The sequence below is a fragment of the Bradyrhizobium sp. AUGA SZCCT0222 genome (assembly GCF_018130205.1).
GTDB lineage: Bacteria > Pseudomonadota > Alphaproteobacteria > Rhizobiales > Xanthobacteraceae > Bradyrhizobium.
On the sequence record NZ_JAFCLX010000052.1, the window covers coordinates 15,464 to 26,899 of the forward strand.

12 protein-coding genes are annotated in these 11,436 nt (G+C 64.1%); 11 read left to right on the plus strand and 1 reads right to left on the minus strand.

Translation table 11 applies throughout. The features are described 5' to 3' along the window. The first annotated feature begins 180 nt into the window (after positions 1-180). From uvrC to JQ629_RS30835, 9 genes are all read left to right on the plus strand, one after another. Positions 181-2,295 (plus strand): excinuclease ABC subunit UvrC, encoded by a 2,115-nt coding sequence (uvrC, locus tag JQ629_RS30795; RefSeq protein WP_212415809.1) that lies wholly within the window; start codon positions 181-183, stop codon positions 2,293-2,295. A 113-nt stretch (positions 2,296-2,408) separates the two neighbouring features. Continuing rightward, positions 2,409-3,023 (plus strand): CDP-diacylglycerol--glycerol-3-phosphate 3-phosphatidyltransferase, encoded by a 615-nt coding sequence (gene pgsA / locus JQ629_RS30800; protein WP_212415810.1) that lies wholly within the window; start codon positions 2,409-2,411, stop codon positions 3,021-3,023. Continuing rightward, the gene (gene moaD / locus JQ629_RS30805) at positions 3,020-3,271 is read left to right on the plus strand and encodes a molybdopterin converting factor subunit 1 (RefSeq protein WP_192738827.1); all 252 of its coding nucleotides are present in this window, start codon (positions 3,020-3,022) and stop codon (positions 3,269-3,271) included. The genes pgsA and moaD overlap by 4 nt, the downstream gene beginning before the upstream one ends. 71 nt (positions 3,272-3,342) lie before the next feature. After that, positions 3,343-3,804, plus strand: coding sequence for a molybdenum cofactor biosynthesis protein MoaE (locus JQ629_RS30810; protein WP_212415811.1), 462 nt, complete (start codon positions 3,343-3,345; stop codon positions 3,802-3,804). Next, positions 3,804-4,778, plus strand: a complete 975-nt coding sequence (prmB, locus tag JQ629_RS30815; RefSeq protein ID WP_212415812.1) for a 50S ribosomal protein L3 N(5)-glutamine methyltransferase — start codon at positions 3,804-3,806, stop codon at positions 4,776-4,778. The genes JQ629_RS30810 and prmB overlap by 1 nt, the downstream gene beginning before the upstream one ends. A gap of 96 nt (positions 4,779-4,874) precedes the next feature. After that, positions 4,875-5,456 carry a phage holin family protein gene (locus tag JQ629_RS30820; RefSeq protein ID WP_212415813.1) on the plus strand — a complete coding sequence of 194 codons (582 nt, stop codon included), beginning with the start codon at positions 4,875-4,877 and terminating at the stop codon, positions 5,454-5,456. Further along, positions 5,456-6,577 carry a YihY/virulence factor BrkB family protein gene (locus JQ629_RS30825; RefSeq protein WP_212415814.1) on the plus strand — a complete coding sequence of 374 codons (1,122 nt, stop codon included), beginning with the start codon at positions 5,456-5,458 and terminating at the stop codon, positions 6,575-6,577. The genes JQ629_RS30820 and JQ629_RS30825 overlap by 1 nt, the downstream gene beginning before the upstream one ends. Before the next feature lie 133 nt (positions 6,578-6,710). Then, positions 6,711-8,180 (plus strand): EAL domain-containing protein, encoded by a 1,470-nt coding sequence (locus tag JQ629_RS30830; protein WP_212415815.1) that lies wholly within the window; start codon positions 6,711-6,713, stop codon positions 8,178-8,180. 15 nt (positions 8,181-8,195) lie between these two features. Next, positions 8,196-9,050 (plus strand): TIGR01459 family HAD-type hydrolase, encoded by an 855-nt coding sequence (locus tag JQ629_RS30835; RefSeq protein WP_212415816.1) that lies wholly within the window; start codon positions 8,196-8,198, stop codon positions 9,048-9,050. A gap of 172 nt (positions 9,051-9,222) precedes the next feature. On the opposite strand, the gene JQ629_RS30840 is transcribed toward JQ629_RS30835, so the two are convergent. Next, complete coding sequence (locus JQ629_RS30840) at positions 9,223-9,618, minus strand: response regulator (RefSeq protein ID WP_192738834.1); 396 nt, start codon at positions 9,616-9,618, stop codon at positions 9,223-9,225. Positions 9,619-9,859: 241 nt separating this feature from the next. Between JQ629_RS30840 and JQ629_RS30845 the strand changes: the two genes are divergently transcribed. Beyond that, entirely contained in the window at positions 9,860-10,843 is a 984-nt protein-coding gene (locus JQ629_RS30845; protein WP_212415817.1) for a bifunctional riboflavin kinase/FAD synthetase, read from the plus strand. Next, the gene (locus JQ629_RS30850) at positions 10,840-11,394 is read left to right on the plus strand and encodes a sugar O-acetyltransferase (protein WP_212415818.1); all 555 of its coding nucleotides are present in this window, start codon (positions 10,840-10,842) and stop codon (positions 11,392-11,394) included. The genes JQ629_RS30845 and JQ629_RS30850 overlap by 4 nt, the downstream gene beginning before the upstream one ends. The last annotated feature ends 42 nt before the right edge of the window (positions 11,395-11,436 follow it).

The window sequence follows — 11,436 nt, forward strand, 5'->3', positions numbered from 1 at the left end:
AGGCCGGTTTGGTTACGGAATTCCACTTTTTTCCTGTAAGATTTATCGAGAGTTTTAAGTTAAAGGGTTGTTAAGCCCTCTTACCGCCCGATCATCAGTCTTAAGAATGTGTTACCCGGCGTGGCCTCGGTCGCCGCCGGCACGCTGGCGATGCCGGCCAGCAGCGCTTAATTTAGGCCCATGGATCACGATTCTACCGACCATCCGAAAGCCCCAGGCAAGCCGCGGCCAGGTTCCCAGCCGGATTTGCTCCCAAAGGACCTTGCAAAGGACCCCGCGCAGGAGCTTGGCTCTGCCGATCTCGATCCGGCGACGTCTGCGGCCGAGGACGAGGAAGAGGCCCGCCTGCCGGAACCCGCGGAGGAAACCGCCGAGGACGCCACGGAGGCCTTGGCCGAAGGCCCGCTCGCGGTCGGCCATGCCGCGATCGAAAACGCCGTGCGCCTGGCGCCGACCTCGCCCGGTGTCTACCGCATGCTCAACACCGGCAATGACGTGCTTTACGTCGGCAAGGCGAAGAACGTCCGCAAGCGGCTTGCCTCCTACGCCCGCGTCAACGCGCCGCTGCCGGCGCGAATCCTGCGCATGATTGCGGCCACCGTTGCGGTCGAGATCATCTCGACCACGACGGAGACCGAGGCGCTGCTGCTCGAGGCCAACCTGATCAAGCAGCTGCGGCCGCGCTTCAATGTGCAACTGCGCGACGACAAGTCATTTCCCTATATCCTGATCACCGGCGACCACTGGGCGCCGCAGATCCTCAAACATCGCGGCGCGCAGTCGCGGCCCGGACGGTATTTCGGGCCGTTCGCCAACGCCGGCGCCGTCAACCGCACCATCACGGCGCTGCAGCGCGCGTTTTTGATCCGCTCCTGCACCGACGGTTTCTTCGAGAGCCGCACCCGGCCCTGCCTGCTCTACCAAATCCGCCGCTGCTCCGGCCCCTGCACCCGCGAGATCGATTTCCCCGGCTATACCGAGCTGGTGCGCGAGGCGGGCGACTTCCTGTCCGGCCGCAGCCATCTGGTCAAAAAAGAACTGGCCGGCGAGATGGAAAAGGCGTCCGTCGAACTCGAATTCGAGACTGCCGCACTCTACCGCGACCGCCTCGCCGCACTGTCGGCGATCCAGTCGCAGCAGGGCATCAATCCGCGCACCGTGGAAGAGGCCGACGTGTTCGCCATCCATCAGGAGGGCGGCTATTCCTGCGTCGAGGTGTTCTTCTTCCGCACCGGCCAGAACTGGGGCAACCGCGCCTATTTCCCGCGCGCGGAGAAATCCTTCACGCCGGAGGAAGTGCTGGCCTCGTTCCTGGCGCAATTCTACGACGACAAACCGCCGCCGAAACTGATCCTGCTGTCGCACGAGATCGAGGAAAGCGCGCTGCTGGCGGACGCCCTCGCCGTCAAGGCCGGCTTCAAGGTCGAAGTCTCGACGCCGAAGCGCGGCGAGAAAAAGGAATTGATCGCGCATGCGCTGACCAACGCCCGCGAGGCGCTCGGCCGCAAGCTCAGCGATACCGCGACCCAAGGCCGCCTGCTGGAGGGCATGGTCACTACGCTCGGGCTGCCGCATGCGCCCAAGCGCATCGAGGTCTACGACAACAGCCACATCCAGGGCACCAACGCCGTCGGCGCGATGATCGTGGCGGGACCCGACGGATTCATCAAGAACCAGTACCGCAAGTTCAACATCAAGTCGGAAGGCCTGACGCCGGGCGACGATTACGCAATGATGCGCGAGGTGCTGGAGCGGCGCTTCAAGCGGCTGTTGAAACCGCCGGAAGACGATACCGCCAAAGCAAAAGCCGAGATCAAGGCCGACGACGATTCGTTTCCGCAATGGCCCGATCTGGTGATTATCGACGGCGGCCGCGGCCAGCTCAACGCGGCAAGGCAGATCTTCGAGACCCTGGGACTGACGCAAGTCACGCTGCTGGCCGTGGCCAAGGGGCCGGACCGCGACGCCGGCCGGGAAACGCTGTTCATGCCGGACCGCGAGGCGATCAAGCTCGAACCGCGCGACCCCGTGCTGTATTTCATCCAGCGGCTGCGCGACGAGGCGCATCGTTTCGTGATCGGATCGCACCGCAAACTGCGCAAAAAGGACATCCGCGAAGCGGGTTTGCAGGAGATTCCGGGCATCGGCCCGTCACGCAAACGTGCCTTGCTGCATCACTTTGGAACGCTGAAGGAAATCGAGCGGGCCTCGATCGCCGACCTTGGTAAGGTTCCAGGGGTCAGCGCCGAAAGCGCCCGCAAGATTTTCGAGTTTTTCCATGCGCAACCGGGTTAAAGGGAGCCGATTCACATGAGGTTCACCTGGGCGTTTCATTTGGCCGTCGCCTGCGACAGATCATCTGGGCCTGCACGGTTGACCTTCACGCCTGAGCGGTATTGGTAAGACGGATGAACATCGCAACCACCAAGGGCCAGTCCAAGAGCCTGTCCCTCCCGAATATCCTGACCTATGCCCGCATCGCCGCCATCCCGGTGGTGGTCGGCTGCGTCTATGCCCAATCCATCATGGACGGCCCGCTCTGGCTGCGCTGGGTGGCGCTGGCGCTCTTTATCGCCGCCGCCGTGACCGACGTTCTCGATGGCTATTATGCACGGATGTGGGACCAGCAATCCGCCTTCGGCCGCATGCTCGATCCGATCGCCGACAAATTGCTGGTGGCGTCCTGCCTGTTGATGCTGGCCGCCGACAACAGCATCCATGGCTGGACGCTGTGGGCCGCCATCGTGATCCTGTGCCGCGAAATCCTGGTATCGGGCTTGCGGGAATATCTCGCGGCGCTCCGGGTCAGCGTGCCCGTGACCAGGCTCGCGAAATGGAAGACCACCGTCCAGCTGGTCGCGATCGGCTTTTTGATCGCCGGCGAAGCGGGCGAACAGATTTTTTCCCCCACCACCATGATCGGGATATTCCTGTTGTGGACGTCCGCGATTTTCACGATCTACACCGGCTGGGACTATTTCCGCGCCGGCATCCATCACCTCATCAAGGAGGATGAGGGATGAAGGTCAAGTATTTCGCCTGGGTGCGCGAACGGATCGGCATTTCGGAGGAAATGGTCGAGCCGCCGGCCGCCGTGCGCACGGTGGACGATTTGATCGGCTGGCTCTCCAAGCGCGGCGAGACCTATGCCTACGCATTCGAGAAGCCGAAGGTGATCCGCGCCGCGATCGACCATACCCATGTCAAGCCGGATGCGATGATATCAGGCGCCCGCGAGATCGCGTTCTTTCCGCCGATGACCGGCGGTTGATTAGCATAGCGTTTTCGAGCGAAGTAGGCTCCGGTTCGCGTCAAGAAAACGCGTCAAAAGAAGAAAGCTTCATGACCGCGACCATCCGCATCCAGCAAGCCGATTTCGACATCGCGCAGGAGATTGCGGCGCTGACCAAGGGCCGCAACGATGTCGGCGCGGTCGTGACCTTCAGCGGCATCTGCCGCGGCAGCGAGAAGGGCGAACCGATCGCGGCACTGACGCTCGAGCACTATCCCGGCATGGCGGAGGCCGAAATCAAGCGGCACACCGACGAAGCGATGTCGCGCTGGCCGTTGACCGGCCTCACCGTGGTGCATCGCGTCGGGCGCATCACGCCGGGCGAGAACATCGTGCTGGTGCTGGCGGCGTCGGCGCACCGCCAGGCGGCGTTTCAGGCGGCGGAGTTCCTGATGGATTATCTGAAGGCCAATGCGCCGTTCTGGAAGCGCGAAGAAAGCGCGAAAGGAACCAGCTGGATCGAGGCGCGCGGCCATGACGACGACGCCGCGGCGCGCTGGACCAAATCCTGATGGCCAAACAGAGCAAGGCGCCCGTCAAACGCGGTCTGCCGAAACACACCAAGCCGAAATTTCCCAAAGTCCGCGCCGGCGAATTGCTGACGCTCTTGGATTTCGTTCGCTTTGCGGTGAGCCGCTTTATCGAAGCCGACCTGGTATTCGCGCATGGCACCACCGATCCGGTCGCCGAGGCCGCGTTTCTGGTCTGCGAATCGCTGCGTCTTCACCCCGACCAGTTCGAAGCGTTTGCCACCGCGCGGGTCACCGCGGCCGAAGGCAAGGCGATCATCAGCCTGATCGAGCGCCGCGTCGTCACGCGGACGCCGACCGCCTATCTCGTCAACAAGATCTACATGCGCGGCCTGCCGTTCTTTGTCGACGAGCGCACCATCGTGCCGCGCTCCTTCATCGGCGAATTGCTGGATTCGCATTTCGGCGGTGACGACGACGTCACCGGCGGTTCGCTGATCGCGGACCCGGCGGCGGTGGAAAATGTGCTCGACCTCTGCACCGGCTCGGGCTGCCTGGCCATCCTGGCGAGCCGGAGTTTTCCCAACGCCGAAATCGACGCGGTGGATATTTCAAGGGATGCGCTGGATGTCGCTGCGCACAATGTTGCCGATTACGGGCTGCAACATCGCCTTAACCTGCACCGCGGCGACCTGTTCAAGCCACTGGGCGACAAGCGCTACGACCTCATCATTTCAAACCCGCCCTATGTCGATTCGCAAGGCATGGCGGCCCTGCCGCGCGAATGCCGCGCCGAACCGAAACTCGCGTTCGATGGCGGCGCTGATGGGCTCGACATCGTCAGGCGCATCCTCGACGAGGCCAAACAGCATCTGACGCCGGATGGCGGACTGCTCTGCGAGATCGGCCGTTGCCGGCCCGCGCTTGAAGCGGCCTATCCGCAATTACCGCTGATGTGGCTCGACACCGAGGATTCGGAAGCCGAAGTTTTCTACATTACGGCCGACGATCTTTAGGCGCTGGCGTAAGTCACTTTCCGGAACATTCGAAAACAAGCCGCGTTCACTCCCGGCAGAGACAATTGTGTCTCTGCCGACGGAGGAAATGCTGACATGCCCGGGCCTTCGAGCGGCTTGTTGCGCGCTGGCATTGGACTGAAGCTCAACCAGGTCAAGCGCGCGACGCAATCCTATCTGCGCGACCGGACCGACCAGGCCACCGGCACGGTCACCTCCTACGCCATCGCCGCCGGCCTCTTCGCGGCCGCCGGAGTTTTTCTGACCGCGGCGCTCCTCGTCGGCACAGCAGCGCTGTTTCGCTGGGTTGAAATCAACTACGGACAGTTTTGGGCGTTCGGCGCCGTCGGCGGCCTGCTCGCGATCATCGCCTGCATCTGCGCCGCCGTGGCGGCCATCAAACTCAAGCGCCCGCCGCCGCAGTTCCCGTCGCTCACCAGCCGCTTGCGGGTGGCGATCAAGGCCAGCCCGATGAAGCCCGACCAGATCGAGGCCGTCAGGGACACGGCCGCGGCGATCCTGCAAGCCCCCGCGGCGCCGGTGGAACATCGGCGGCGGCGAAACCGGCCGGGGCACGGCAATAGAAACGCGAATATCGGCTTGATCCTGATGGCAAGCTTGCTGGGCTACGCGGCGGTGCGGCGGCGGCAGCAGCAGGCACGACACGCGGGAATCTGATGTCCCGCGCCCGCTCCGACCATACGGATAATCTGATCCTGATTGCGGCCACCACCCTCGTGATCCTGACCGCGCAGCGCTATTTCCAGACGTCCGTGCCTGAACACGCCAATCCAACGACCGATCCAGCGGCCACCAAAGGCAGCGACTTTACCCGCGAGCTTTCCCAACGCGGCCGCGGGCGGCGCGCGCGCAGCCCGTTCAGCATTCCCTGGGCGGGATGGAAAGATATTCTCTGGCGCACCTATGAGGAGTTCAACGACGACCGTCTGCTCGCCACTGCGGCCGGCGTCGTGTTCTTCGGCCTGCTCGCGGTGTTTCCGGCCGTAACCGCGCTGGTTTCCTCATACGGGCTGTTCGCCGACCCCTCGACCATCGGCGCCAATCTGCAGACGCTGGCGGTGATGCTGCCGGAAGGCTCCTTCCAGATCGTGCAGGAGCAGATTGCACGGGTGCTAGACAAGGGCAGCACCGCGCTGGGCTGGACCTTCCTGTTCGGCCTCGGACTTGCCCTCTGGAGTGCCAATGCAGGCGTCAAGGCAGTGATCGATGCGCTCAACGTGGTCTATGACGAACGAGAGAAGCGCAGCTTCATCGGATTGAACCTGCTTTCGCTGTCCTTCACCGTCGGTGGGATCGCCGCCCTGATGGTTATGGTCGGCGCCGTGGTGGCGTTTCCGCTGGCGCTCGACCATCTCGGCCTGCCCCCGGACAGCCTGTTCCTCGTGAGCCTTGCGCGGTGGCCGCTGCTGTTCGCGGCGCTGCTGACGGCGCTGGCATTGCTCTACCGGTTCGGACCGAGCCGCCGCGCACCGCAATGGGAATGGTTGAGCATCGGCACGCTGCTTGCCGCTCTGCTGTGGATCGCAGGCTCCTCGGCGTTGTCCTGGTATCTGTCGAACTTCGGCGATTACAACGCGACCTATGGTTCGCTCGGGGCCGCGATCGGCCTTATGATGTGGATGTGGATGTCGGCCATTGTCGTGCTGTTCGGGGCGGAACTGAACTCGGAAATCGAGCACCAGACCGCAGTCGATACCACTGTGGGCCATCGAAAGCCGCTGGGCACCCGCGGCGCCACCATGGCCGATACGCTGGGACCGGCGGTTCCAACCTCTTGAAGAACACTAGACCTGCGAATCAACATTGATGCTAAGGTCATTGCGCCTGGGGGAAGCGCAAACCGGACGATGCCTGAAAATTTCCGCGTTTTCCCGGGTGGGGCAGTTCGGACCTGAGAGCGTAGCGCGCGACATGATTCGCATTTCGACGATTTTTATCGCCATCTGCATGGTGCTGGTCGCAGCCTCGCTTGGCCTGGTCCTGCATGCGGTCGCCGGCATCAGCGGAACCGAATCCGCGATCGTGGCGCTGACGGCGCTGACCTTCCTGATCCTCTACAACGCGGTTTCGATGCGGCTGCGCGATCGCTCCGATGTCGGCAGCCAGATCGCGGACCTGTCCCGCGGCACCGCCGACCTTGCCCGCCAGGTCGCCGAATTCGGCCGCCGGCTCGCGGCCGTCGAGGGCCGCGTGGTGTCGGCGAATTCCGCCAGCAGCGACCGCATCCAGGCCGTGGTCGGCGAGATCAACGAACTCGGCGTGCTGGTCAAGCAGCTCGCGGGATCCGTCGCCAGCCATGAGGATTTGATTGCCTCGGGCGCGGCGGCAGCGCCACCGGAACCGGCACCGGCCGCAATCGTGGCTGCGCCTGTCGCCGAGCCGCGAACCTCACCGCCACCATCCACCGAATCCGCAGCGCCGCCCGTCGTCGCCAGGCCGGCACCGGTCGCCGCGCCAGCGCCTGCCGTCGCCGAAGCCGCCGCGCGCAGCCAGCCGCAGCTTCTCGCCGCGGTGAAGACCGCCATCGAGGAGAACCGGCTCGACATCTATCTGCAGCCGATGGTGACGCTGCCGCAGCGCAAGGTGCGCTTCTACGAGGCGGTGACGCGGCTGCGCGACGACAACGACCAGATTCTTGCCGCCGACGATTTCATCGCCACCGCCGAAGCCGGCGGCCTGATGGGGCGCATCGACCACATGGTGATGTTGCGCTGTGTGCAGGTGCTGCGCCGCCTGATGGTGCGAAACAAGGATGTCGGCGTGTTCTGCAACGTTTCGGCGGCGACGCTGGCCAATCCCACCACCTTCGCGCAATGCCTCGACTTCCTCGAAGCCAATCGCGCGCTGGCGCCGTCCTTCGTGCTCGAGTTCAAGCAGGCCACGTTCCGCAACCTCGGTCCGACCGAGACCGAGCATCTGGCGGCGCTGTCGCAGCGCGGCTACCGTTTCTCGATCGACCATGTCAGCGACCTCCGGGTCGAGCCGCGGGAACTCGCCGACCGCGGCGTCCGCTTCATCAAGGTTCCAGCGGCGCTGCTGCTCGATCCCAGGCAAAGCTCGACGTCGGACATTCACCCCTCTGACTTGTCGGATCTGCTCGGCCGCTTCGGCATCGACCTGATTGCCGAAAAGATCGAGGGCGAGCGCGCGGTGGTCGATCTGCTGGATTTCGACGTGCGGTTCGGCCAGGGCTTCCTGTTCGCGCCGCCCCGGCCGTTGCGGCCCGAGGGGGCATCTGCTACCGGCGGGACGACTTCGAACAGCACCAATGGTTCCAATGGCCCCAGCACCCCTGCTCCCGTCGCCAGCCCGGCGCTCGAACCTTCGACGCGGGCGACCGGCAATGCCGCGCTGGCGCGCCGCGCCGCCGGACCGGGCTAACCGGCGTCCTATGTCATGACCACACTTCGGTTCGTCGAAAACCTGAGCGACCTCGTCGATGGCGTGGAAGTCATCCTCTCCGATATTTGGGGCGTGGTGCACAACGGGCTCGAGGCATTTCCGGTCGCCTGCGCGGCGCTGCACACGTTCCGCCAGCGCGGCGGCACCGTCATCCTCATTACCAACGCGCCACGGCCCGCCGATTCGGTGCAGCGGCAATTGCGCAAGCTCGGCGTCGCCGACGAGACCTATGACGCGATCGTCTCGTCCGGCGACCTGACCCGGCTGTTTGTCGCCGACCATCCGGGGCAGAAAGTTTTCTGGCTCGGTCCGGAGCGCGACAATTCGATCTACCGCGGCCTCGATCCGGTGATGGCTCCGCTCGAACAGGCTGATTACATCGTCTGCACCGGACCGTTCGACGACGAAACCGAATCGGCCGAAGACTATCGTGCGATGATGCTGCAGGCGCGCGAACGCAAGCTGCCGCTGATCTGCGCCAACCCTGATATCGTCGTCGAACGCGGCGACCGGCTGGTCTATTGTGCCGGCGCGATCGCCGAGCTCTATCGCGAACTCGGCGGCGAGGTGATCTTCTACGGCAAGCCGCACCGGCCGATTTATGAACGCGCGATGGCGCTCGCCGCCGAGCACCGCGGCCATGCCGCCCCGCTCGACCGGGTGCTGGCGATCGGCGATTCCGTCCGCACCGATCTCACCGGGGCGTTAGGTTTCGGCATCGATTGCCTGTTCGTGACCCGCGGCATCCATTCCGAGGAATTCGAAGGCATCGACCAGCTGGACCCGGCCTCGGTCAGGGAATTGTTCGGCCATCCGCCAAAGGCGCTGATGCGGGAGCTGAAGTGGTAGCGGTTCAACCGCGGCAGCCGTCATCCTGAGGTGCGAGCCTCTTCGGCGAGCCTCGAAGGATGAGGAAAGATCGGAGCCTCCAGCCATCCTTCGAGGCGCGCAAGAGCGCGCACCTCAGGATGACGGTTGAGCAAGCGGGAAGAGGTCAAGAGACCGCGCGCAAGAGCGAGCCTTACGCCGTCGCCATGTCCGGGAAGACCGCTTCGATCTTGGTCTTCAGCGTCGCCGCGTTGAACGGCTTGACGATGTAATTGTTCACACCGGCCTTCTTGGCCGCGATCACGTTCTCGGTCTTGGATTCCGCCGTGATCATGATGAAGGGCGTGGTGGCGAGGTTAGGATCGGCACGGACTTCCTTGAGCAGGTCGTAGCCGGTCATCGGCTCCATGTTCCAGTCGGAAATCACGAGCCCGTATTTCTTGCCGCGCATCTTGTTCAGCGCTTCCGAACCGTCGCTGGCATCGTCGATATTCTCAAAGCCGAGCTGCTTCAAAAGATTTCGGATGATCCGGATCATGGTGTTGTAGTCATCGACCACCAGAACCGACATCGACAAATCAACCGCCATCTCTTCCCCCACTAACGCTTACGCCACTAAATATCGGCAGGCCTGCGCGACCCGCAGTCCTCGCCCCACCCCTAGCATCAAGGCGTTAAACAGCGCGTTAATCGGGCGCGGGTGGATTGCCTCGGTTTTGAACCAAAGCCGTCCGGCTTGACTTCGCCCGCGCCCCCACGTCACGGTCCGGCCGCGCGCATCGCGGCCCAATGCCTTTTTAATCCGCAAGAATCCTGCAAGAATCCGTCACATGACAACTGGTTTTACCGTTATTCGAGACACCACCCCCGCCGCCGACATCCCCAAGGGGGCGGTGGTCGCCATGGGCAATTTCGACGGCGTCCATCTCGGTCACCGGGCCGTGATTGCCGCTGCGCTGAACATGGGGCGCGCCCATGGAAAACCCGCTTTTGCGGTAACTTTCGAGCCGCATCCGCGCAGCTTTTTCAGCCCGAACAGCCCGCAATTCCGCCTCACGGACGAGACCAACAAGCTACGGCTGCTGGCCGGCACCGGGCTCGCCGGCGCCGTGGTGATGACCTTCGACAAGGGCCGCGCCGGAACGTCAGCGCAAGATTTCATTCACCATGACCTGATCGGCCGGCTCGGCATCAGCGGCATAGCGGTCGGCTACGACTTCCATTTCGGCAAGGGCCGCGTCGGCTCGCCGAGCCTCCTGGTCAGCGAGGCGCCGCGGCTCGGGATCGAGGTCGACGTTCAGGCCCATGTCGACATCGCCGAGCGGCCGGTGTCGTCCAGCGCCATCCGCATGGCGCTGGCGGAGGGCCAGATCGACGACGCCACCGCGATGCTGGGCGGACCGTGGTTTGCGACCGGCGAGGTGATCCATGGCGAGAAGCGCGGCCGCGATCTCGGCTATCCCACCGCCAACATCCGCCTCGACAAGAATTGCGCGCTCAAGCACGGCATCTATGCGGTGCGGGTCGGGCGCGGACAAGGAAAAGATCAGGTGCGGCTCAACGGCGTGGCGAGCTACGGCCGTCGCCCGACCTTCGACAATGGCGCGCCGCTGCTGGAAGTGTTCCTGTTCGACTTCAAGGGCGATCTCTATGGCTCGGTGCTCGACGTCGCCTTCATCGCCTTCATCCGCGATGAACTTAAATTCGACGGCATCGAGGCGTTGATCCGCCAGATGGACGATGACAGCGCCCGGGCCCGGGCGGCCCTCGCAGCCGCGCCCGATGCGTTTCCGAAGCTTGGAGCGATCGATTGAGCAGAAGCGAAAAGCAAAAGATGCTCGCGGGGGAATTGTATCGCCCCGACGCCGAACTCGGCGCCGAACAGGCGGTCAACAAGGCCTGGCTGGTGCGCTACAATGCGGCACTGGCACAGCCGGTGTCGGAACGGCACGCGCTGCTCTGCGAACGCCTCGGCCATGTCGGCAAGGGTGCCGTGATCCGGCCGCCGTTCTTCTGCGATTTCGGCTACAATATCCGCATCGGCGACGGCGTGTTCATGAACTTCAACTGCGTCATCCTCGATGTCGTCGAGGTCTCAATCGGCGACCGCACCCAGATCGGGCCCGCCGTGCAGATTTACGCGGCTGACCACCCCCGCGACGCCAAGACACGGCGCGAAGGCCTCGAATTCGGGCGCCCGGTCCGGATCGGCAGCGACGTCTGGATCGGCGGCGGTGCCATTATCCTGCCCGGCGTCAGTATCGGCGACGGTGCGGTGATCGGCGCCGGCAGCGTGGTCACGCGCGACGTCGGCGCTGAAGTGACCGTCACCGGAAACCCGGCAAGGCCGAAACGGTCGTCCTGAGATGCGGGCCCTGCGGGCCTTTGCGATTTCCGCTTCCGGCTG